The 23,122-nt window shown below is 57.6% G+C and carries 23 protein-coding genes and 1 riboswitch; of the genes, 5 read left to right on the forward strand and 18 right to left on the reverse strand.

What is annotated here, in order from left to right:
• Positions 1-115: 115 nt before the first annotated feature.
• The 7 genes from arsH to J2X54_RS08180 all read right to left on the reverse strand — a co-directional run bounded on the left by arsH (position 116) and on the right by J2X54_RS08180 (position 5,574).
• Positions 116-832 (reverse strand): arsenical resistance protein ArsH, encoded by a 717-nt coding sequence (gene arsH / locus J2X54_RS08150; protein WP_310179707.1) that lies wholly within the window; start codon positions 830-832, stop codon positions 116-118.
• A complete protein-coding gene (gene arsC / locus J2X54_RS08155) occupies positions 825-1,253 on the reverse strand; it encodes an arsenate reductase (glutaredoxin) (protein WP_310179708.1) in 429 nt (142 codons plus the stop codon). The genes arsH and arsC overlap by 8 nt, the downstream gene beginning before the upstream one ends.
• Positions 1,254-1,266: 13 nt before the next feature.
• On the reverse strand, positions 1,267-2,547 hold the full coding sequence (locus J2X54_RS08160) for an arsenic transporter (protein ID WP_310179709.1): 1,281 nt from the start codon (positions 2,545-2,547) through the stop codon (positions 1,267-1,269).
• 85 nt (positions 2,548-2,632) lie between these two features.
• Positions 2,633-3,112: an arsenate reductase ArsC gene (locus J2X54_RS08165; protein ID WP_310179710.1), complete on the reverse strand. Its 480-nt coding sequence runs from the start codon at positions 3,110-3,112 to the stop codon at positions 2,633-2,635.
• 20 nt (positions 3,113-3,132) lie between these two features.
• Entirely contained in the window at positions 3,133-3,633 is a 501-nt protein-coding gene (locus J2X54_RS08170; RefSeq protein WP_310179711.1) for an arsenate reductase ArsC, read from the reverse strand.
• 14 nt (positions 3,634-3,647) lie between these two features.
• Complete coding sequence (locus J2X54_RS08175) at positions 3,648-3,977, reverse strand: metalloregulator ArsR/SmtB family transcription factor (RefSeq protein WP_310179712.1); 330 nt, start codon at positions 3,975-3,977, stop codon at positions 3,648-3,650.
• A 280-nt stretch (positions 3,978-4,257) separates the two neighbouring features.
• The gene (locus J2X54_RS08180; protein ID WP_310179713.1) at positions 4,258-5,574 is read right to left on the reverse strand and encodes a voltage-gated chloride channel family protein; all 1,317 of its coding nucleotides are present in this window, start codon (positions 5,572-5,574) and stop codon (positions 4,258-4,260) included.
• A 78-nt stretch (positions 5,575-5,652) separates the two neighbouring features.
• Positions 5,653-5,727, reverse strand: a riboswitch (Fluoride riboswitch).
• Positions 5,728-5,906: 179 nt separating this feature from the next.
• Here J2X54_RS08180 and nhaA point away from each other — a divergent pair.
• Positions 5,907-7,073, forward strand: a complete 1,167-nt coding sequence (nhaA, locus tag J2X54_RS08185; RefSeq protein WP_310179714.1) for a Na+/H+ antiporter NhaA — start codon at positions 5,907-5,909, stop codon at positions 7,071-7,073.
• Here the strand turns inward: nhaA and J2X54_RS08190 are convergent.
• Positions 7,060-8,001 (reverse strand): site-specific integrase, encoded by a 942-nt coding sequence (locus J2X54_RS08190; protein ID WP_310179716.1) that lies wholly within the window; start codon positions 7,999-8,001, stop codon positions 7,060-7,062. The two genes, nhaA and J2X54_RS08190, sit on opposite strands and share 14 nt — an antisense overlap.
• A gap of 44 nt (positions 8,002-8,045) precedes the next feature.
• Here J2X54_RS08190 and J2X54_RS08195 point away from each other — a divergent pair, with 44 nt between their 5' ends.
• The 4 genes from J2X54_RS08195 to J2X54_RS08210 all read left to right on the forward strand — a co-directional run bounded on the left by J2X54_RS08195 (position 8,046) and on the right by J2X54_RS08210 (position 11,978).
• The gene (locus J2X54_RS08195) at positions 8,046-9,209 is read left to right on the forward strand and encodes a DNA-binding protein (protein WP_310179717.1); all 1,164 of its coding nucleotides are present in this window, start codon (positions 8,046-8,048) and stop codon (positions 9,207-9,209) included.
• A 310-nt stretch (positions 9,210-9,519) separates the two neighbouring features.
• A complete protein-coding gene (locus tag J2X54_RS08200; protein WP_310179719.1) occupies positions 9,520-10,164 on the forward strand; it encodes a hypothetical protein in 645 nt (214 codons plus the stop codon).
• Between the two features lie 171 nt (positions 10,165-10,335).
• The gene (gene chrA / locus J2X54_RS08205; RefSeq protein WP_404990896.1) at positions 10,336-11,568 is read left to right on the forward strand and encodes a chromate efflux transporter; all 1,233 of its coding nucleotides are present in this window, start codon (positions 10,336-10,338) and stop codon (positions 11,566-11,568) included.
• 137 nt (positions 11,569-11,705) lie between these two features.
• On the forward strand, positions 11,706-11,978 hold the full coding sequence (locus tag J2X54_RS08210; RefSeq protein ID WP_310179720.1) for a hypothetical protein: 273 nt from the start codon (positions 11,706-11,708) through the stop codon (positions 11,976-11,978).
• A 121-nt stretch (positions 11,979-12,099) separates the two neighbouring features.
• Here the strand turns inward: J2X54_RS08210 and J2X54_RS08215 are convergent, their stop codons facing one another.
• From J2X54_RS08215 to J2X54_RS08260, 10 genes are all read right to left on the reverse strand, one after another.
• On the reverse strand, positions 12,100-12,498 hold the full coding sequence (locus J2X54_RS08215; protein ID WP_310179721.1) for a hypothetical protein: 399 nt from the start codon (positions 12,496-12,498) through the stop codon (positions 12,100-12,102).
• A gap of 186 nt (positions 12,499-12,684) precedes the next feature.
• On the reverse strand, positions 12,685-13,161 hold the full coding sequence (locus J2X54_RS08220) for a hypothetical protein (RefSeq protein WP_310179722.1): 477 nt from the start codon (positions 13,159-13,161) through the stop codon (positions 12,685-12,687).
• The gene (locus J2X54_RS08225) at positions 13,149-15,368 is read right to left on the reverse strand and encodes an integrase (protein WP_310179723.1); all 2,220 of its coding nucleotides are present in this window, start codon (positions 15,366-15,368) and stop codon (positions 13,149-13,151) included. The genes J2X54_RS08220 and J2X54_RS08225 overlap by 13 nt, the downstream gene beginning before the upstream one ends.
• Positions 15,369-15,370: 2 nt before the next feature.
• Positions 15,371-17,302: a hypothetical protein gene (locus tag J2X54_RS08230; protein ID WP_310179724.1), complete on the reverse strand. Its 1,932-nt coding sequence runs from the start codon at positions 17,300-17,302 to the stop codon at positions 15,371-15,373.
• Complete coding sequence (locus J2X54_RS08235) at positions 17,299-18,564, reverse strand: site-specific integrase (RefSeq protein ID WP_310179725.1); 1,266 nt, start codon at positions 18,562-18,564, stop codon at positions 17,299-17,301. The genes J2X54_RS08230 and J2X54_RS08235 overlap by 4 nt, the downstream gene beginning before the upstream one ends.
• Before the next feature lie 150 nt (positions 18,565-18,714).
• Complete coding sequence (locus J2X54_RS08240; protein WP_310179726.1) at positions 18,715-19,383, reverse strand: DUF4131 domain-containing protein; 669 nt, start codon at positions 19,381-19,383, stop codon at positions 18,715-18,717.
• Between the two features lie 18 nt (positions 19,384-19,401).
• Positions 19,402-20,226, reverse strand: a complete 825-nt coding sequence (locus tag J2X54_RS08245; RefSeq protein WP_310179728.1) for a CsgG/HfaB family protein — start codon at positions 20,224-20,226, stop codon at positions 19,402-19,404.
• Positions 20,227-20,342: 116 nt separating this feature from the next.
• On the reverse strand, positions 20,343-21,143 hold the full coding sequence (locus J2X54_RS08250) for a TatD family hydrolase (RefSeq protein ID WP_310179729.1): 801 nt from the start codon (positions 21,141-21,143) through the stop codon (positions 20,343-20,345).
• Between the two features lie 11 nt (positions 21,144-21,154).
• Positions 21,155-21,862, reverse strand: coding sequence for a lipoprotein-releasing ABC transporter ATP-binding protein LolD (lolD, locus tag J2X54_RS08255; RefSeq protein ID WP_310179731.1), 708 nt, complete (start codon positions 21,860-21,862; stop codon positions 21,155-21,157).
• Entirely contained in the window at positions 21,855-23,120 is a 1,266-nt protein-coding gene (locus J2X54_RS08260) for a lipoprotein-releasing ABC transporter permease subunit (protein ID WP_310179732.1), read from the reverse strand. Before J2X54_RS08260 ends, lolD begins: the two co-directional genes overlap by 8 nt.
• Positions 23,121-23,122: the final 2 nt, after the last annotated feature.

A 23,122-nucleotide genomic window follows, 5' to 3' on the forward strand; every position in this document is an offset into this window, starting at 1 on the left:
GCTTAGTGGGTCAGTTTTAGGTGCAAATCAACACCAATAAGCCAACAGTGCGCTCTTGGGGCTTAGTGAGCCAGTTCATGCACCTGTATCGAAAGGTGCTGAGGGAGTGCAAACTTTAGATGCGCTGGATGTGCCGGTCGATCGCCTTTAACGCGCGTTCATTTCGCTCGCTGTAGCGATCGGTGAGATAGTCAGTCCGGCCCCGCAGCAGCAAAGTCATCTTAAACAACTCCTCCATCACGTCGACCACCCGGTCGTAGTAGCCTGACTGGCGCATGCGGCCGGCGTCGTCAAACTCCTTATAGGCCATCGGCACCGAGGACTGATTCGGGATGGTGAACATCCGCATCCAGCGGCCTAACAGCCGCAGCGTGTTGACCACATTGAAGGACTGCGAACCGCCGCAGACCTGCATCACGGCTAGCGTGCGGCCCTGGCTTGGGCGGATCGCGCCCATCTCCAATGGAATCCAGTCGATCTGGTTTTTCATCACGGCCGTGATGGCGCCATGGCGCTCCGGGCTGCACCAGACCTGACCCTCAGACCATAGGCAAAGCTCGCGCAGTTCGACGACTTTCGGATGGTCTTCCGGCACGCTGCCGGCCATCGGGAGCTCCATCGGATCGAATATCTTCACCTCGGCGCCGAAGTGCTCCAAGATCCGTGCCGCCTCCTCGGTCAAGAACCGGCTGAACGAGCGCTCACGCAGCGAGCCGTAAAGCATAAGAATGCGCGGCGGATGGTCCATTGCGCCAACTTGGGCGAGCTTGTCCATTCTCGGCATGTCAAGCTGATCGGGTGTGATATTGGGCAGGTTTGCAATCTTATCCATGCTTGACGCGCTCCCCATTTTCGTCAATCACACGCTCGCCATCTTCTTTGGTGAAGGCGCCGCGTTGTGGCTGCGGCAGAATGTCCAGCACCAGCTCAGACGGCCGGCACAGACGCACGCCCAGCGGCGTGACGACGAACGGCCGATTGATCAGGATCGGGTGCGCCACCATTGCGTCGAGCAATTCCACTTTTGTTTTCGTTGGTGAATCAAGACCCAACTCAAGGTAGGGTGTGCCTTTCTGACGGATTGCGTCGTGGACGCTGAGCCCGGCCCGGACGATCAAATCGACCAGCTTGGCCTGATCTGGCGGATGCTTCAGGTATTCGATGACAACAGGCTCAATGCCGGCGTTGCGTATCAGGGCAAGCGTATTGCGCGACGTGCCGCAATCCGGGTTGTGATAAATGGTGACGGTCATGTTAGTTCCTTCATTAAGCCAGACGCAGCGCCAGCGCGGCCAAGGTGATCAACAGCACCGGCAAGGTTAACACGATGCCGACACGGAAATAGTAACCCCAGGAGATGTGGATGTCCTTGCTGGCCAGGACGTGTAGCCAGAGCAGTGTGGCCAGGCTTCCGATCGGCGTGATCTTCGGACCAAGATCGCTGCCGATGACGTTGGCGTAGATCATCGCCTCGCGCACCACGCCTTGCGACGTGGTCGCATCGATCGACAACGCCCCGATTAGCACAGTCGGCATGTTGTTCATGATCGACGACAAGATCGCGGTAATGAAGCCGGTACCGAGTGCGGCGCCCCATACGCCGTAGGTCGCACATTCGTTGAGCACGCCGGTCAGGAAGTCGGTGAGGCCCGCATTGCGCAATCCGTAGACGACCAGATACATGCCCAGCGAGAAGACCACGACCTGCCAAGGCGCGTTGCCCAGGACCTCGCGCGTCGAGATCTTGTGGCCCCGCGCGGCTACCACCAACAGGAACACAGCGCCCACCGCCGCGACGGCGCTGATCGGCACGCCCAGTTGCTCCAACCAGAAGAAGCCTACCAGCAGCAAGCCCAACACCCACCAACCGGTGATGAATGTGGCACGGTCATGGATCGCTTCCGCCGGCGCTTTCAATTGCGCCAGGTCGTAGTTGGCTGGGATGTCCTTGCGGAAGAACCACATCAAAGCGGCCAACGTCGCCGCCACGGCCACCAGGTCGACCGGCACCATGACGGCGGCGTAGCGCGCAAAGCCGATCTTGAAATAGTCGGCCGACACGATGTTGACCAGATTCGACACCACCAGCGGTAGGCTGGCCGTGTCGGCGATGAAGCCGGCGGCCATCACGAAGGCCAGCGTCGCCTTGGCCGAGAAGCGCAGCGCCCGGAGCATGGCGATGACAATTGGAGTGAGGATCAGCGCCGCGCCATCGTTGGCGAACAATGCGGCTACTGCGGCGCCCAACAGGACCAGCAGCACAAACAGGCGCCTACCGCTTCCTCGGCCCCAGCGTGCCACGTGCAATGCCGCCCACTCGAAGAAGCCCGCCTTGTCCAGCAGCAGGCTGATGATGATCACCGCCACAAAGGTGCCGGTCGCGTTCCAGACGATGTGCCAGACCACCGGGATATCGGCGGTGTGGATCACGCCGGCCAGCAGCGCGGCGATGGCGCCGGCGGATGCGCTCCAGCCGATGCCCAGGCCGCGCGGTTGCCAGATGACGAGGATCAAGGTGGCGAGGAAGATCAGAAATGCGATAAGCACGGCTAGTCCTTGTGAATAGTATCAAAGGTCAATATCGAAAACCGGCCATCGAAGGCCGGTGGGTGGCAATGGCAAGTGGCCTGGCTCAGGCCAGGATGGTGCCGATCTTGTCGAGCTCGGCCTTTAGCTGGGCTCTGTCGTTGGCCAGCCCCGCCAGCGGCAGCGCCAGGAACGCTTCAATGCGCGCGCGAATGATGCGGTAGGTCTGTTCAAACGCGGCATTGATCTCCTCCTCTGTGCCCACGACGTGACCGGGATCGTCCACGCCCCAATGGGTACGCAGCACCGGGCCCAGATAGGCCGGGCAGGTTTCGCCGGCCGCGCTGCCGCAGACGGTCACCACAATATCGGGCGTCACAGGCAGGTCATTCCACGATTTGCTGTAGTAGCCTTCGGTGGAAATCCCCTTACTGTGCAACAGCTCCGCGGCGCGGGGATGCAGCTTGCCGGCTGGTTGGCTGCCGGCGCTGATCGCTTTCAGTCCGACCGGGGCCAGATGGTTGAAAGTTGCTTCGGACAGGACGGAACGGCACGAGTTGCCGGTGCAGAGAAACAAGATATTCATGGTAAGCGTAAGGTGGGAGATTAGACGGACGTTTCGCCGATGGCTTGGATTTCACGCTGGATGGCGTTCTTTTCCAGCATGTGCAGCGGCAGGCTGACGAAAATGTTCATGCGGGCCGTGATCTGACGGAAGATGCGCTGGAACGCCGCGCGCTTTTCTTCGTCGGTCCCGACGACTGCGGCCGGATCTTCAAAGCCCCAATGCGCCGACATAGGATGGCCGGGCCAGTACGGGCAGGTCTCGCCTGCGGCGTTGTCGCATACCGTAAAGATGAAGTCCATATGCGGCGCGTCAGGGGTACCAAACTCATCCCAGCTTTTACTACGCAGGTCGATAATCGGATAGCCGGTATTGGCCACCTGCTCGATGGCGAAAGGATTGACGGCTCCACCGGGGTGGCTGCCGGCCGAGAATCCTTTGAAGCGACCTTTGCCCATCGTCGTCACCAAGGCTTCGGCCATGATGCTGCGCGCCGAGTTGCCGGTGCAGAGGAACAATACGTTGTAGACTTTCTCTTGCATTGGAATTCTCCAGTTCAGGTAGATGTGGGTTGGGTGTCGCAGGCAGCAGGGCCGCAAGGAACGCCGCCGCAGCAGTTTTCGGTCAGATAGCCAATGAGCCCGTTCATGACCACGACGTCGGCCGAATAGATCACGAAGCGTCCTTCGCTGCGCGAGGTAATCAACCTGGCGTGCGTGAGCTCCTTTAAATGAAACGACAGTGAGGACGGTGCAATATTGAGCTGCTCGGCGATCTTGGTAGCGGCCATGCCGTCCGGGCCGATTTGCACCAGCAGCCGAAAAATGGCCAGCCGGCTTTCTTGCGCGATGGCAGCCAGTGCCATCACAACTTCTTTGGTATCCATACGAGTTGCTTCCATTATTCAGCAATTATCGAATTATCATACCTCAAAAATTACGACATTTCAAATAATATCGAATTAACGTGACGGCTTCATGACATAGGTGTGGCCACAAGGCTTGAGCACCGATTTGATATTCGACGTGTATGAACAGGTAGGCGCCGGCTCGATGTGAGTGAAGGTGCGGGCCGACGGCCGGATGCGGGCTCGTAGGCTTCGACTTTCTGTTTGCCCAAACGCTTATGGCGCAATGCTCGATTTCGTTTTGTCATTATCTATGGCCTCAGTGCGTGGAATCGTCATGGTCGTGTTTTTTTCTAAGCTGACGAAGGTAACTGGGCAAGTCACCGAGTTTCATCCCTTCAGGGATATGCCGGTGATGTTTTGCGTGACCGACGCGCTGCGCGCGATAGATGCCGGTATGACCGGAGAAAAGATAGCTCACAACGCAAGCGATGGCCGCGTAAGGACCGATTTCCGAACCGAACAATTCGATCGCCATGACCGTTGATGCGATCGGGACGTTGGCAGCACCCGAGAATACAGCGACAAATCCAATCGCGGCGAGCATCGCAAATGGCAAGTGCAGTAGCGGCGCCAGCGCGTTGCCAAGTGTAGCGCCTATATAAAACAGTGGTGTGACCTCGCCGCCTTTGAAGCCTGCGCCGAGGGAGGTGATGGTAAATGCGGCCTTGCCGAGGAAATCCCACCATGGGAGTTGGTGGACGAACGACTCCACGATGACAGGGATACCCAGTCCGATGTAGCGATGTGTCCCAATCGCCCAGACAGCAGTAGCGACAACGGCACCTCCAATCAAGGGACGTAAAGGCGGATAAGTCACGTGCCGCTTCATGAAATCTGAGAGCCCGTGCGTGGCGTTCGCGAACAACATGCCGGCAACACCAAAGACGATCCCCGCAATGAATGTGAGTGCCAGCGAGCCCGCAGTAAGTTCTGGAATTGAGCCAGCCGCGTAGTGGGTATGATGAATTCCCAAGAGCTGCCCGACTTGGTCAGCGACGATTGCCGCGAGCATGCAGGGCAATATCGCGTCGTATCGCATGCACCCGATCGCTAGCACCTCCAGGCCAAAAAGTGCGCCGGCCAGTGGCGTGCCGAACACCGAAGCGAATCCGGCGCTCATGCCGGCCATGATCAAAAGACGCCGTTCAGGCTGCCCCATGCGGAACAGATGCGTCAGCTGGTCCGCGAGCGCGCCTCCCATTTGCACAGCCGTGCCTTCACGCCCAACCGACGCGCCGAAGAGATGCGAGACGATGGTGCCGCCCAGGACGAGGGGGGCCATGCGCAACGGGATCACTTTCTTGGGGGCGTGAATCTCATCGATAATGAGATTGTTGCCGGCTTCGACGGTTTTACCCAGGCGCAGATAGATCCATCCGACCGCAAACCCGGCCAAGGGCAAGAGCCAAATGATTGCCGGATGGGCGACGCGCCAATCGGTCGCCATATCGAGTAGGTAGAGAAAGGCGGCGGAAGCGCTACCCGCGAGGATAGCGACGACGATGGCCAGGATAGACCACTTGCCGATGTAGGGTAGCAGATCGATCGGCTCGGAATGTTTGGCGTTTTTCATGTGACCCAGGTTGTTGTTCTAAAAAACCTGGTCAACCACGAAAGCTGCGCGAACGCCTACAGCTCCCTATGACCAGGGTACACTGTAGGCATCATCAGCTGCCGACATACTGTCGGAGGCGGTTAGCGGAGGAATGCCATCTCCGTATTTCGGCCTCAATCATAACAACTTTTATCGATCTATACAAAATTTCCGTTTTGGCCGGTCTTTCACCGGCCGTCGGCCTTCTCTGACGATGGCCGAATCCGGTATACTCGGCCAGGGTGTTCGCACAATGGTGTGTGGGCAGGCAATTGCGATGGTCGGGCCGCCACGCAGTTTTCTCACGCCCAATGACATCATTCATCACGAACACATTCAATTCTTTTTTCGAGTCCGAAAAGGCAAGCGGCGTCTTGCTGATCGCATGCACCATCTTTTCACTTGCCTTGGCAAATCTGCCAATCGGCGAGGACTATCTGCGTTTGTGGCACTTCCAACTGGCCGGGTTAAGCGTTGAGGAGTGGGTCAATGACGGCTTGATGGCTGTTTTTTTTCTCCTGATCGGCCTCGAACTCGAACGTGAGCTGTACTGCGGAGAGCTGTCGAGTTTGAAAAGCGCGTTGCTCCCGATTTTTGCCGCTATCGGAGGAATCTGCGTACCCGCATTGATCCATTTCAGTTTGAATGGAAACGCGCCAACGCGCGCCGGCATGGGGATCCCGATGGCGACAGATATCGCATTCGCCCTTGGGGCGCTTGCACTTATGGGAAGCCGGGTACCGTCGTCACTAAAGGTATTTCTCGCCGCGCTTGCGGTGATGGATGATCTCGGCGCGATCATCGTCATCGCGGTCTTCTATACCGCGCAGGTCTCTTTTGCCTATCTGTTCGCAGCGGCCGCCGTGTTTACGCTCCTCCTTGCCATGAACCGTTTTCTTCGCGTGAGGGCGTTGACGCCTTACCTCATCGTCGGCGCCCTGATGTGGTTTCTGATGCTCAAGTCTGGCGTGCACGCGACAATCGCAGGTGTGCTCCTGGCTTTTGCAATTCCATTCTCGACCAAACAGGAAGATACGAGTTCGCCGTCACATCGGCTGGAGCATTTCCTGCACCGTCCAGTTGCGTTCTTCATTCTTCCTGTTTTTGCGCTTGCCAACACTGGCGTGGCAATTGCACCAGATTGGGCGCATCAACTTGTGTCAGTAAATAGCTTGGGCATTTTGGGAGGACTGGTGATCGGCAAGCCCTTGGGGATTTCACTGATGTGCTTTTTGGCCGTGACGATCGGCGTTTGCAAGCTGCCACCGGATTTGGGCTGGCGCCACGTGGTTGGCGCCGGTATGCTGGGCGGCATCGGATTCACCATGTCCATCTTTATCACCAACCTCGCGTTCAATGGAAGCGCTGAGCTTGTAAGTGCTTCAAAGATGGCCATTCTTTTAGCTTCGCTATGTTCAGGCCTTCTTGGCATCGCTTGGCTCAAAATATATGGCGGTCCGGTCGTCAAGAATCAGTAATCGACCGCTCGATACGCCGACGGTTAAATGGATCGTCGGTGTCGATATAGCGCATGGCCGACTGGGCATTTTTCCAGCCGACGTGCTCCATTAATGTCTTTAGATCCCACCCATTGGCGGTCGCCCAGCTGGCGAAGCCGCGCCGGAGGGAGTGCGCGCTATAGAGCTCTGCCGCTTCGACGCCGGCTTCTTGAAGTATGCCTCGCAAGAGCGGCACCAGGCTATCGATATGAAGCGGACCGTCGCCGAGATGCCCCCAGCGGTCGATAGGGCGGAATACCGGTCCGCTGTCGAGACGCGCCGCTGCGATCCAATCCAGGTAGGCAGTAACAGGGCACAGGCGGGAGAGCATGGGTGCTTTAAAAGTGCCGCCTTTGAGCTGCCGATCACCCTTGGTGTGCGGAAGGTAGCAGGTCATGCCTTCGCCCGGCGTAATGGCAATATGCTCGATCCGCAAGCGGGTCAGCTCATCGCCCCGAAAGCCGCGCCAGAAACCCAACAGGAATAGCGCGCGGTCGCGGAGGCGACGCAAGGCCACGGATGCGTCGTTCGCCTCTGTTGCTCTCTGAGCGGCGTCTATCAGCCAGCTGTCCACCTGATTAAGCTGATTGAGCTGCAACGGCTTGGCGCGCTTCTCCTGCGCCGGGCGAAGAGTCTGAATTCCCCGCATTACCTGGCGCACCATTGGAGTCTTTGTCGGATCAGGAAAACCTTGGTCGACGTGCCATTGCGCCAGGGCCGCCAGCCGCTGCCGCAACGTGTTGACTGACAGCGACTCACCATGATCGGCCAGGTATCGAGCAACGCTATCGGGTGTCGCCGGCAGAAACCCGCCCCATTCAACCTCGAAGTGGCGTACGGCCGATTGATAGCTCTTGCGGGTGTTATCCCTGAAGGCGGCGGCTAGATAGGTGTCAAGATTGCTCATAAGGGCGAAGTGTGCGGCGGCGAGGTAAAAAAACCGGAAAGATCGTGCTGATACCGGATAATGGTACATTATCCTGCATTAAATTCGAAAGCCAACGATTCAAATATTCGAGTAATATTAGTACGTATATACATGGTATGTATTACAGTATCAAATTTAATGGAGGCGGTATGGCCCGGTCAGGACTGTATAAATCGGATGTAAAAAGGGCTCGCGACAGCCTGATCGCCCAATCGCAATATCCGTCCATCGATGCCGTGCGCATGGCTCTGGGCAATACCGGCTCCAAAACCACCATCCATAAGTACCTTAAGGAACTCGAAGAGGAGGACGGCAACGGCCCTCAGAAGGCATCAATCAGCGAGGCACTGCTGGATCTGGTCGAACGCCTCGCCGGCAGGCTACAGGAAGAGGCGCACGCCAGCGTCGCTCATGCGAAAGAGCAGCTGGCTACTCGCGAGCTGGAGCAGGCTCAAGCCAGAAATGCCCTGGAAAGTGAGTTAAGCGCTTTGCGAGAAGCCTTCTACACCTTGGAGGCCCGACTGAACGCAGAGACAGCCAGCCATGCCAGGACGCAAGCAGCACATCAATTTGAAACGATCGCTAGACATACTGCCGAACAGCAAGTGACAGACTTGAAGGAGCGGCTGGCCGAAAATGAGCAGCATCGAAAGTCGCTCGAAGACAAGCATACGCATGCTCGCGACGCTCTAGAACATTATCGCCAGTCGGTGAAGGATCAGCGGGAACAGGATCAGCGCCGTCATGAGGAGCAAGTACAACAAGCGCAGACTGAACTGCGGCGCCAGCAGCTCGCCAGCGCAGCCAAGCAAGAAGAAGTGACGAGGCTCAATCAGGAAGGCGCGCGCCTGGTCGCCGAGTTGGCCCATACCAAGCAGTCACTCTACGAACAACTCACAAATGGCCGCAAGCTGGAGCAGAAGATCGAGCAGATGCAAGCGCTGCAGCAAAGCGTTGAGGACATTGAACGGCAACTTGCGAGTAAGATTGCCGAAGTCGAGCTACTTGCTGAGCAACTGAAAACTGCAAACGCTGAGATCGAGCCCGCGCGTGCACGCACCCGCGAACTGGAAATCCAACTGGCACAGGCCAACGCAAGAGCAGCAGCACAGGAACAGATCGGAGAGCAGTTGCGCGCTTACCTAGACAAGATTGCGGCAGCGCCTGCCGCACCCACGAAAAGCTAAGCGTTCAGAATTATCATATCTTCACGGAACGTGAATTTCGATAAAATTGAACATCTGCCGCTTAGCATACTACCTGAAATCCAAAAGGGGCCCGCCTCATGCGGGCTTACTGTATTCTGGATACATGCAGATCCTAGGTCGCAAATACACACTCGACCAATGCAGCTTGCTGGCAGACCGACGCCCAACACTAGATGCTTCCGGCTGCAACGGCTCAACCTGATTAATCGCTTTGAGTGGCGGCCACGCCTTTGACAAGGTGTTCGTCATCGATGGAAGGGAAAACACAGTGGTTGATAAATGGAGCATCATGCAGAGCCTGATCGCGGCCGGCGCCGGTCTTGGCGGGGTATTCCTGGGCGGCTACATGACGACCCGCAGGGAGGACAAACGCGAACTTCGGCGCGTCGAAAAGGAGTCAGGCTACCTAGCCATCCTTGTCGTTGCTCATCTGGATAGGTTGGCCAACGAATGCCTGCATGTGTCGTTAGACGATGGCACCAGTGAAGGGCGACCAGCCGCTCAGGACGGCGAAACCTATGAGACGACCATAGAAACGCCGACGTTTGACCCTCTGGCTCTGGGCGTAGATTGGAAAGTGCTACCGCAGGGGCTAATGTACGGCATTTTGAATCTGCCGTATCGTATCGAGCAGTTGAACAATCACATCTCCGGCGCATGGGAATTTGATGACCAGCCGAAATTTATCGAATTTTTCTGGGCGCGGCGCTTTGGTTATGCCGAACTTGGCTTGGCCATTTCTGATCTCGCGAAACAGCTTCGCAAACACGCTGGATTGCCAATTGAGGAACCGGCGGAAGGTGAGTGGAACCGGGACGCTTGCATGCAAGAGCAAATGGACAGGATTACTGAAGCGCGCAAAGCCCGAGATGAAAGATACCTCGCCAAGCATAGGGCAGAAATTGCGTCAGCCGTAAATTCACAGGGCGCATAAGGAGTTCATCTCTTATTACTTTTCGGCTTATGTGTCATTTCCGCCTTTATCCAGCTCCGTTCCATCGATCATGCTGGAGATATCGCTGCAGCGGTGCGACGAAATAAAAAAACCAACGCAGATCATACCTGCACTTACCAATCAGCGACTCAACCCAGGTCGCCAACCATGATGAAGACAAGCAAGCCAATGGAGCCAGTCACTCAACGCGGCGACCGAAACGAAAACGCGTGGGGCGTCTTTCTGGTGTTCCTACGCCTCGGCCTGACTTCCTTTGGTGGCCCGATTGCGCACCTCGGCTACTTCCGCGATGAATTCGTCAATCGACGGCGCTGGGTGAGCGAACGAAGATATGCCGATCTCGTAGCGCTTTGCCAGTTCCTGCCGGGGCCAGCCAGCAGCCAAGTAGGCATGGCCTTGGGCTTCTCGCGCAACGGCTACAGTGGCGCGCTCGCCGCATGGGCTGGGTTCACCCTGCCGTCGGCCACCGGCCTGATCCTCTTTGCCTTCGGCATTTCAAGCCACGGCACAACGATCCCTGTCGGCGCACTACACGGCCTGAAGGTGGTGGCTGTCGCAGTAGTCGCGCAGGCGGTTTGGGGGATGGCGAGGAATCTGTGCACAGACATGCCACGCGTTACGATCATGGTGGTTGCTGACTGCATCGCCTTGCTTATGCCATCCGCTCTTGGACAGGTGGGCATCATCGCTATGGCGGGCATCGTAGGGCTGCTACTGTTCAAACCGGAATCTGCCGGTGACCATTTGCCGCAGCCCATCACTATCAGCCGTCGTGCCGGTGTGCTTTGGTTAACGCTTTTCTTCGGCCTGCTGGTTGGCTTGCCCATGCTGACCGCGCTACTACCTTACCAAGCAATCGCTGATGTGAACGCATTCTTCTTGTCAGGTGCACTAGTCTTCGGTGGAGGCCATGTCGTGCTGCCGTTGCTTCAGACTGCCGTCGTGACGCCGGGGTGGGTCAGCAATGACGTCTTCCTTGCAGGCTACGGGGCAGCGCAGGCAGTTCCTGGCCCGCTATTTACCTTTGCGGCCTTCCTAGGCGCTTCCATGAACGTCGCCCCTTCGGGTTTGCCAGGCGCTCTTGTCTGCCTGCTGGCGATCTTCGCACCATCCTTCCTACTGGTGGCGGGGGCATTGCCTTTTTGGGAGCAGCTACGCGGCAATCTGCGCACGCAAGCGGCCATAATGGGTATCAATGCGGCAGTCGTTGGCCTACTGTTGGCCGCGCTGTATCATCCGGTCTGGACCAGCGCAATTCACGAACCCCGAGACTTCGGTATCGCTGTGGTTGCCTTCGTTGCACTGGTGTTTTGGAAGTTGGCTCCTTGGCTCGTCGTAGCGGGTTGTGGCATTGCCGGGTGGGCTGTGAGTTTGTCGCTTTGACTGTTTTATCCGAACTGAGTTGACGACAAAAGTCTTCGGCCCGTAACCCGGAGTTCCGTCGGCACCTCGGCCACTATCACGTCGACGCCCGCCAAGACCAAGACATAGAAGTAGGTGTGATCTGGAGCTACACAGACATGGAAAATCAGCTTATTGCAACACCTGACAATTATGCTGCGGCACTCAAAGAAATAGATGTACTTATGTCAGCAAAAACTGGAACTTCAGAAGGACGTCGCCTAGGGATTTTGGCGGACCTCGTTCAGAAATATGAAGCGAAACATTTCCCGATGAACCTTCGAACAGAGGTAGATGAGGGCTTGCCGATTGACGAGAATATAACTAGCCAGCCTAGCGCCACTCCAGCTGCCGTCGAGCAACCACAAAACGAAAATTCCCCAATAAATTAGGCAGTTACAGCATACTTTGGGTATTTTTACACGAATCCCGGCCGACCCTCTAATTGGAGATCACCCGTAACTTTGTTACTCTGTGGCAAAGCCCCCCCCCCTTAACTCTCGGACTCGGCGGTCAGCTTTTCGAAGCGGGCAACTCGTTTTTAGCCGGCGAATCAAGCTTCGAGTCTTTTGGCCATTCGACAATAAAAGGCTGGCCTTTGTCTGTAGATAGTACCGTACAAAGAAGCTCATCATCAGGCATCATCAAATACATGCCGCTTTCATCTGCCGGTCTGGGCCGCATGGTAGGTGGGCGCTTCCGTATAGATGCTAACCAAGATGTTACCAGGGCCAATGCGTCGTCATGAGCGGCAACCCGTGCCAGTTGCTCGTCTGCAATGGTAGCAAGAGGCGGAAAGACACGCCGCCCCAACTCATGATCATCCAACAGTAAGCGTAGCAACCAGCCACTGCCTGGCGCGCTCGACTCCGGAGTCAGTTCGTAACTATAAGCTTCGATGCGTGTCACCATTCTGACTTTCCCCTACTAAAAATAGTAATTACTCAAGATATGCATAAGCCGCTATATGGCGGTGAAATTATAAGTACGCAGCCTCTAATTATTTGTGGAGCATTAAGATTTTTACTTAATTTGGCGCCGTAACTCCATGAACAAAGAGTCTCGAACTTTTGACCTGCTCCCCCATCGCCAGACTCCCTAGACATCCTTTTGCACGATGCCCAATGGCTTTCCCTTGAGCGCAATTTCTTTCCGCAAGCGCGCCGCAGTTTCCTTCTCCCTGACAGCTTCACCTTCCGCTTTCACGCGGGCGGTGAAATGTGCCAGTACCTCGGATTTGTATTTTTTCACTTGCTCCTGCAAGTCTGCCTTGTCCATGCGGAGGCGCGCAATAAGTTCACTATGCGTTGTCGGCAAATCCGTCCTGCCTGCAGCCGTCTGTTTAATCAGTTCTCGCACGCGAGGATATCTACACCCATTTGCAAGTGCGATGAGCGTTCGCGCACGCCCCGCCTCCAGAGCCACCGAAGAAAAATTAACCTTGAGTGTCCCCTTCGCCTGGCGCATCTTTAGCTGTTTGTTACGAGGCTGCCCGTCCTTCAAACGCCTGATCGCATCTAGGAAATCTCGCTCGATCGGGTCCTGAGCGGGCGCGCATAGCTTTACCTTGGGCATGGCACCTCTAGTCTGGCTAAGGCAACTTGGTCGAGCGCGGAGATGTCAGCACCAAATCGTTTCAGAATTGCTCTAGCTTGCTCAGCGCGAAAGCGAATTTCGCGAAACGAGCCATGCGCAATTCCTATATTTTTTGCTGCGAACAAGGAGCGCTGACTTTCAGTGTATCGGTCGGACCAGAACTTCTCATGGCTCTTGTCCATGATCGCGCATGCACAGCCGGCGCAGAGGCCCGGCGTCCGCGTGCTAGTATTCGGCGCCCATCGCACCCATATCGGCGTTTTTGAGACATCATGGCAGCGCATTTCGCTGTTACGCGTGGGGCAGCAGGTCGCGTGGGCAGAGAAAAACATGCGCAGATCATTGCGATCCGCCCAGACCACTGTTCGGCTCCACTTTTCCGACTTCGGAAGATTACTGACCTCGGTACGCAGCTCGCCTAAAGCCGAATCGAGCTGGTCTCCCATTCGCCCTGCGAGCTGCGACTTCCCTATAACTGCCTCATACAACAAAAGATTTCGTTTTTGCACGGACACGGAATTAAGCGCTTCCAATAGCATAGGGTTTCGCCCGATATAGCTACCTTCCGTCATCGCCAAGCTTAAGTGGTGAAACTGCATCTGGATCGCGGGGAGCAATCGCGAATCACATGCCAAAGCAAACTGCGCCCAAGTCTTTCGCAGCATATGCGTACGAAAGATCTCACCACGACTTTCACGCCAAGGCACGAGGTCCGATTCTGTTACGTGATGCGCACTCTGATCCGGAAGCCAGGTTAGATCGACCCAATTCATAATGAAACGCTGCATGTGCGTATTCAGTTTCTTAACTCCAATCGAGTTAGCAGCGGCATGAGTACGTAGAAGCCCTTTGCCATGCGAGATCGAGAGGAACAAGTGGTCAGTGCGTGCCTGCGTGACCCAGGGCGCCTGCAATGCGTTCACAATGCAAAGGGCCTTAACAGCAAGGGGAATCTGGGTCGTTCCTGCTGGCCGCATGCCCAGCACCCAGTCTACCTCGCGGGGTGATCCTTCTTCCGTTTTCGAAATGATACTGCGCACTACAAACCACTCGTACAAGCCAGTCAGACTCAGTTCAATTCGCACCTCCGATGGCAATTGACTGCGTTTATCAATTCCCGCTTTTATGCTGAGCAGCTCTGAGGCACGCATCCCTGTCATCGCTTGAACGATGATTGCTGCCGCGTCTCGAACCGCCTGCCACAGATCCGCAACGCGCCGCTTGCCTTCGTACTTTTCGTTGCTGCACTCAGCATCATGGGATGACTCGGCGTGACTGGACAGAATCGGTTCATGCCAAGCCCGACTTTCCCCGGCCACGATTCCAAACTCGAATCGGTCGAGGAAACGCCTAACGCGTTTATGTCTGGCACAGTTTTTTAAACCAGCCTTATGCGTATAGTCACTTCTTATATCGGACTTTACAGTTACCGTGGAACCAGCCAGGGGGTCGGTAAAGACATCCATTAAACGCAGCACGTCGTCGGCCGGAGTTCCTAAGAACCAGGCAGCCTTATTTAGCACGGCCAGCGCAACCTCATCCGGCAGAGGTGGTACCCATTTGCTAACCTTAGCCGACAGCTCGCGCCCTACCTCATCTGGTGTTTTTCCATCAAATGGGTGAACAGTCATTGGCTCGATCCCCATCTGCAACAGGCTGCGTCGCTGGTTCCACAAATGCGCGATGACGAATAGTCCACGCGAGAAAGTGTTGCGGTTTAGCTCGGCATCGATACAACGCGCCGCGATGATCGGCGCGACATGATCCATGAAGCACCTCACCGCATCAGGCTTCAGCTCGTGCGGCGCGTGGTAACCGCATTCACTCATCCACGAAAGAAGGTAGTTGAACGACGCTTGTATATTGGCCATCGATCCGGCAGCACGAATTCGCTGATTAGCCGGAACCACAACCAGCGTAAGCAGGAGCAGTTTTGCCCAATGCAAACGCGTAGCATGCCGGGAATCCGTCAGGCTGCTCCCGTCCGACAGCACCATTGCCCAGTTCAATGTCGAATTTGCCTTTGGGGCGCCCGGAAGGTGATTGGTGAAGAACCACTTTTCATCTCTGAAGCGGCTCCGTTCGCCGATACTATAATCATCGAGTTCATCGCGGTTGAGCTCGTGGAGCTTTTTTTGCGCGTATCCAATTCCGCTCGATTCCGCACACTTGCTTTTGAGGGCCATGATTACTCCACATTCATCAGAGTGATTGATATCTTGCGCGATTCCTCCATCACTTCTAGCGGTATGTGCGCTTTCAGCGACTTCAAATCGGCCAAGACGGGGACCCAGCGCTCAAGCCATGTGCTTGAGCTCATTGCGGTCTGGCTCCGGAAGACAGCGTGCTCAAGCGCAACGTAGTAGGCAACGCTAACCGGGTCGTTTGGATGCGCTGCAGCCAGAGGACACGATGGGCATCCGCCGTAGTCTCTGCATAGCTTTCCAGCTTGCTGACCAGGCCTGGGCGAGCTAAAGGGATCGAGGCATGTGAACCCCGGCGTCGCTGCCCCCTTGTCCTGTACGGACTCAAGGCGCCGTGGGTCCACGACGCCCTGGCTATCAATCCAGCGCTCCCGCATTAGAATTACTTGGCCGATCCGTTCCCGGTATCGCTTCTTTACCCCGTTGCTCGTGTAGTGTGTCCATGTTGTCCTCGGGTTGCGGTGGTTTCCCACCTTCTGGGCCGCTTCAAGGCTGCCATGCGAAAGCTGAACCAGATCGAGAATTGAAGGCCTCAACTGTCCTAAGCTGAAATTAGGCAGTTTATTGTCATCAATAAAATTGCGAAGAGAGCGCGTCCACACCACATCGCCTGACAACGTCGAATCTGTCTTGCCGCCGCCATAGCTCCTGGGCTTTTTTGCGCGTTGGGTTTGCACTGCTATGAATATCCGGTCAGCATGCCAGTCTGGGACAAACGGACGTATCCGAGCAGTGATTAGTTGAAGCGTCCGCAGTAGTTGCTCGAGACTTAGCTGCGACGCCACCGCTGCTTCAGGATCTAGCAGCCGCACAAGATCCTGCGACGCCCGATTCTTGGCGCCTACGATTTCGATCGCGGCGGTGCCAGCACACTCTTTATCAAAGGCGATGTCTTTCCAGCTGAGGCCCAGCAGCGTATCGGGATTAAATACCGTCGTGATCGCCAATAGCACTGCAAATGGAGCGAGGTGGCGGAACGATGGGTGGAAGTGGGATGCCACCGTGCCCTGACTATGCACGTATTGCACTGCTGATCCTAGCGCGCGGTCGTACGATTGGATAATCGGTAGGTCAGGAATGATGCCTGGATACGCACGGTCAAGCGCAGCCAAGCAAACAGACAGGTCCGTATATTCCTTAATACTCCATGGCCCGACGTTCTGACGGGCCTCCAGCCGTGCGTTGCCTTCAGCTAAAAGCTCGCGGCCGCGTTCGAACCGCAAGGCTGTCGCTAAGACTTCCCGCTCCGCCGCCTCAATGATTGCAAGGAGATCGTCCAACCCCATCACCTCTACCGGGCAGCTTCTCCTCGCCGCGCCAAGGGGGCCAGGCGGCACTCGGCTCGCGATGTTTCGGGCGAGTACCACTGAAGGGCCGACTACCACGGCGCCAAGAAGCGTCCTCACGCAGCCCAAGTAGGCAGCACTAGTGCGCGCGTGCAACGTCTTGCCACCTTTACCTTTTACAGTCAGTAAAAAAGTGCGGAACCCAATCAGAAGTTCATCGTCGACTTCCTGTGGCTTCAGATCCCGATGCCAGCGGCTGTTCAGATAGTGAAAGAAACCTGCCGTCAGGCTCGCTATCATCGCCCAGCGTGATGCAGGCGCGCGGGTGGCGCCCCATTGCAAATATGCATCGGCAAACAAAGCGCAAAGATTCCGGAAATCCAGCAGAAAACTCAGATCTAAATGCTGAGGCTCCCGCCCTTTATTAGATGGAAAAACCGCAGCAAGCGTGCGCTGCCCGGTGCTAGCGTCCACACCATATTCGAGCCGTGACAATGACAGCGATTGGACTTTACTTACAATGCCTGTCCTTGCCTGAGCCTGAGCTACCACCGTCGCCGCAGAAGTTATTTTTTTGGGCGTCCGCCTGCGCGGCGATGCTGGCGGATCTGCCGGCGGCAAGTGCTTCATAGTCCCAACATCCCTCTAACATCCACTAAGCCAGGCTGAGCAGTGAAGATTTCGACATGTGACAAGTAAGTGTCAATTGTAGTCTGTAGCTGCGAATGCCCAAGCTGAGCCTGAATCTTCTTCCAGGGCTCAGCATTGCCATTCACACGCTCAGCGTGGTAGGTCAAGACAGCGTAGGTGTGGCGCAAATCGTGGATAGAGTGCTTAGGCACTTGAGCAAGCAGCCGCGTGCCAGTAAGCGGCACTTCCTTCCGTACTGTTTCTACCACGCCCAGCGACAAGCATGCCTGGCGAAACATCTTCTGGACTGCGCTGTTCGTAATCGGTTGCCCTGGACTTTTTGAGTTCAGGTTGGCTAGTATCAGATTGAGCGGCCGGCCACGCCCCCCGTTTTTGCCTGCTCTAAGAGAAGTGGCCCTGTCCCCGTCGATATATGCAAGAGCATCCATGACGAGCCATGCTGGTACTGCGACCTGGCGTGTCTTCTTACCTTTGCCGTCATGGATTGTCAGCGGAAGACTGATGAATGGCGCTTTCATGTCCGGAACGAGGTGAAGGAACTGAAGCGTAGTGAGACGATTGATCTCGTCCAGGCGCAGTCCGACTGCCCATCCAAAATCACAGATCAGCCTGTCGCGCGCCGGCCGCAAATCGCCGATCCTGTGAGCAGCTTGTGGCCCGACATGATTGAGTAAGCCTCGTAAATCGGATGCTGCAATAGGATGAATTTTCGTACCGGGCCGCACTTTTGGTAGGGCATAGTCCTTGTTGCCAAACCTTGGTGAGCTCCGTGTGTGAGCTAGAAAATCGCGGTCTATCGAAGTCCTTAACTGCACGCTATGAGTAATTCCGATGTCACCGTCATAGATGTTCTTCGTGCCGCAAAAGTGATGAAATTCCCGGATAACCGTCATATTGTCACGTACTCCGGCGGAGCCATACAAGCGACCGGTTTTCGGACTGATTGCACTAAGGTAGGCATCACGGTAGTTGATCCGATCCAGCTCGCCGGCATCGTGCCAATGCTTGCCTATGGCCTGCAAGTATTCAAACCAGCTTTTTAGTGCATAGGCCGCCTTAGCCCATGTATGACGACTTTGCTGAGCACCCGACCGTACGTACCGCTCCGTCAAGAAAGTCGTAGGCGCTTCAAACAGCACTGCGCTATTTTTCGTTTCGAGAAATAGCGCTGGTGCTCCAGCCCTCAGCCCAGAATTCTCATAAGAGTTAATGAATAGTACGAGTTCAGCCTGATGAAACATGTTCGTGTCCCCATCGCCGGCAGAAATTGTGGTGAACAACTTTTCGTTATCAGCATAGTCTAGTTCAACTACTGATAAGGCGATACGTAAAACGTGAACATGTTGTGAATTCGCCCGTTACCTGGAGGTAGCACCTTGAGAACGAATAACTTACGGCGTAGCCAATGGCCTAGGAGCATTCCACATATCATTGCCGTGCGGGCGTTGCAGCCGCACCGTGAGGCGCCAGCGTTCGCCGGGCTGCACGTTGCCAATTTCACCAACCGCGCCAACCTTGCCACCCTCGCCGCCCTCGCCTGCCTGGGCCTTCTTTCCCGGCTTGGGCACTTTGCCCGGCGCACTCTTTGGTGGGCGGGAACCGCTGTACCACGAAATCGCGATGCGCGGCGGGACCGGCATCGGCAGCAGTGCCTTGCCGGTCCGGTCTTCCACGCGCTCCACGGCAAAATTGAAGCGTGCGCCTTCGGCAAAGCGATACGGCAGATTGTCGATGGTGCCGACGATGATGAAGTCACGGCCCTCGTCTTCCGGCGCCAGCGACGGCGCCAATGCACCATGGGCGAGCCAGGCGGCCCAGAGAAATCCGCCGATGATTGCCACGAACCAGATCAGCGACACGCGGACAGCTACCGCCACGATGCCTGTGCGCGCCATCACGGGAAAATTGCGCCAGCCAGCGCGCGCCGGCCACAGCAAGAGTAACAGCAACAGCACGGCTGCCGCGCTGCCTAAAACAGCGACTGCCGCTGGCTCGGGCAGCTGCGCCCGCGTCTGCAACAGCGCCGCGCCGCACGCCAGTCCGATTGCCGCAGCGCGCATCGCAGGCCAGCCTCGCGGCTACTTCGCCGCCACTTCTCCCGCCTTGACCACGACGTGCTCGGTGATATTCTTGGCGGCGATGGTCTCGGTCAGGAATGCGGTCGATTTGACCAGCAGATCGCGCGCCACTTCTTCCAGCGGCGAGCCGCTGATGCTGGCATGGTTGCCTCCTAAACCGGTACCGCCGCCCCAGCCCATGGCGGCGAAGCCGAAGCCATTCTTCTGGTTATTCGCTTGAAAAGTCTTGGAGGCAATAATGCGCGCGCGGCGCACATCGACCACGCGGATGTCGATATTCATGTGCACTTTCGACTGCTTGTAGTCGACCGCACCAGCGATGAAACCAAGGGGTCCCTTGAGAAAACTCAGACCGCCCAGGCCGGTGGAACTCTGCTCGAAGCCCAGCGACGTGATAGAGCCGGTGATCATGTAATCGGCCGCCTCGGCCTCCACGCGCTTGCCCATGAGCGCCATTTCGCGGTGGATTTCTTCGAGCTCGGCACGTTCCTGGACGTCGAAGCAGCCGGTTTGCGTAAGCGCGGTCGCCAGCATTTCGGTCATGCCGGTGCCCACGCCCGTGTAATGCGGCTGCGAGACGGTGCCGCCCGACTGCCACCAGCGATACTGGCGCGGGTCTTGCTGCCCGGCGCCCGAGCTGCAATCGGCGGACTTGCATTTAAATTCGGTAAATACCACCTTGGCCGCCGGCGCGGCGCACCTGGGCACGTCGATCTGGCGTTCGGAGACTTCGCTCGGGTCGGCCCGGCATAGAACGGGAATGAGAAGCAGGCCACACAGCAGAGCTGGCAGCGACCGGCGCAGCGGTGAGAAACGGGAGGTCATGGGAGTATTCCCTGAGAAATGATTCAGTTATGACAATAGTCAAAGAACCATTATGCTCCGGCCCACCTGCCTGAATTGTGGCGCTTATACCGACTGCTGGGGTACCTTGATACCGCTCAATCGGCTGCCAGCTTCATCCTCGGCAAGATTGCCTTGGCCGCAGCCGTGCTGGCAACAGCCACCTCCTGCACAGATATCGCGCGCAATTCGGCCAACACAGCGCCAATGCGCGGTACCTGGTCCGGGCTATTGCGTCCCGGATGCACCCACGCCGGCGAAATATCGGGCGCATCGGTCTCCAGCACGATGGCGTCGAGCGGCAGCTCCGTCGCCAGCCTGCGAATCTGCAGCGCGCGCGTAAACGTCATGGCGCCGCCGAAGCCCAGCTTGAAACCGACATCGATATAACCCTGGGCCTGCTGGAAGCTGCCGTTGAAGGCGTGGGCGATGCCGCCGTTGGGGGTGATCTGGCGCACGTGCTTGAGCACCACGTCCTGCGACTTGCGCACGTGGGTCAGGATCGGCAGGCCGAAATCGCGCGCGATGCGCAGCTGCTCGCGAAAGAAAAAGACCTGCTTTTCGCGCATGGCCGGCTCGCACAGCATGGGGATGAAGAAATCGAGACCGACCTCGCCGATGGCCACAAAACGAGGGTCGTCCATGGCGGCGGCCACCTGCTCGCGCATCACGCGCAGGTCGTCCTCTTTGGCGTGCGGTACGAAGATCGGGTGGATGCCCAGCGCGTAGCAGCCGTTCGGGATGCTGGCGGCCAGCTGCGCCACGGTGGCAAAGGTTGCCACCTCCACCGCCGGGATCACGATCATTTCCACGCCCTGCTGCTGCGCCAGCGAGGCCTGGGCGATCGATTCGTCGCCGAATTCGCCGGCGTCGAGATGGCAGTGGGTGTCGATCCACATGGCGCTGCTCCTTAGTCCTGCCAGGGTTTGAGGCCTTCTTCGGTCAGGCGCAGCACGCGGTCGCAGCGGCGCGCCAGCTCGACGTCGTGGGTGACGATGATGAACGCGGTGCCGAGGGTTTGCGACAGTTCCAGCATCAGGTCGAAAATCTGCTGGGCGGTGGCCTGGTCGAGGTTGCCGGTCGGTTCGTCGGCCAGCACGCATGCCGGCTGCGTGACCAGCGCGCGCGCCAGCGCCGTGCGTTGCCGCTCGCCGCCCGAGAGTTCGCCAGGCACGTGGCTCACACGCTTGGCCAGGTTCACCCGCGTGAGCATCTGCTGCGCCACGCTGCTCGCCTCCGCGCGTTTGACACGGCGGATCAAGAGCGGCATGGCGACGTTGTCGAGCGCCGAGAATTCCGGCAGCAGGTGGTGGAACTGGTACACAAAACCCAGCGACTTGTTGCGCAAGTCGCCGCGCGCAGTTTCGCTCAGCGTGGCGAAGTCCTGATCGAGCAAAGTGACGGTGCCGCTGGTGGGCGTATCGAGGCCGCCCAGCAAATGCAGCAGCGTCGATTTGCCGGAGCCCGAGGCGCCCACGATGGCGACACGTTCGCCACGGCGCACGTCGATGTCGATCCCGGCCAGCACCTGCACCGAGTAGCTGCCCTGGGTGAAGGTTTTACCGAGGTTGCGGCAGGAAAGAACCACCGGTTGATTGGTATTAACAGCATTACTCATAGCGCAGCGCCTCCGCAGGTTTGACACGTGACGCCCAGCGGCTCGGGTAGAGCGTGGCCAGGAAGGCCAGCACCACGGCCAGGCCGCCGATCTTGAATACGTCCGGCCAGCGCAGGTCCGATGGCACGGTGCTGTTACTGTAGATATCCTTGGACAAGAACTGCACTCCCAATAAATGTTCAATGAATGGCACGATGACGTCGATATTGAGCGCCACCAGCACGCCGCCCGCCACGCCCAGCAAGGCGCCCAGGATGCCTACCAGCGCGCCCTGGATCACGAAAATCTTCATGATCGAGCCAGGTGACGCGCCCAGAGTGCGCAAGATGGCGATGTCGGCCTGCTTGTCGGTCACCGTCATCACCAGGGTCGAGACCAGGTTGAAGGCGGCCACCGCGATGATCAGGGCCAGAATGATCGACATCATGCGTTTTTCGATCTGCACGGCGGCAAACCAGGTGGCGTTCAGCTGCGACCAGTCGCGCACCGTGAGGTCGCCCGTCATGCTGCGCTTGAGCTCCTGCGCCACCTGCGGCGCGCGATGCATGTCCACCAGGCGCAGGCGCAAGCCGGCCGGGGCATCGAGGCGCAGCATCTTTTCAGCGTCGGTCAGGTGCACGAACGCCAGCGACGAATCGAACTCGCTGTGGCCGGCCTCGAAGATGCCGGTCACCGTGAACGAGCGCATGCGCGGCAGCACGCCGGCCGGCGTGGCCTGGCCCTGCGCCAGTGCCAGGGTCACCTTGTCGCCAAGCTGGGCGTGCAGCGAGCGCGCCAGCTCCACGCCCAGCACGATATTGTAGGCGCCCGGCTGCAATTGCGCGAAGCTGCCGCGCCGGGTTTGCGCAGCGACGTCGGAGACGGTCGGTTCGAGATCGGGCAGCACGCCGCGCACGATGGCCGGACGCAGGATGTCTTCGCGCACCAGCATGCCCTGCATCTCGGCGAATGGCGCCGCGCCGATCACTGCCGGGTTCTTGCGAGCGGCAACGATCTGGTCGCGCCAGTTGGGCATCGAGCCGCTGGCGTCGAAGATCTCCACGTGCGCCAGCACCGACAGCATGCGGCCGGTCACTTCCTTCTGGAAGCCGTTCATCACCGACAGCACGATGATCAGCGCGGCCACACCGAGGCCGATGCCGGCCATCGAGATCAGCGAGATGAACGAGATAAAACTGTTACGGCCGCTGCGCTTGCCGGCGCGCGTGTAGCGCAGGCCGACCAGCCATTCGTACGGCAAATTTTTCATGATGCTCATGG

Source organism: Duganella sp. 3397 (assembly GCF_031456625.1).
GTDB lineage: Bacteria > Pseudomonadota > Gammaproteobacteria > Burkholderiales > Burkholderiaceae_D > Rugamonas > Rugamonas phyllosphaerae.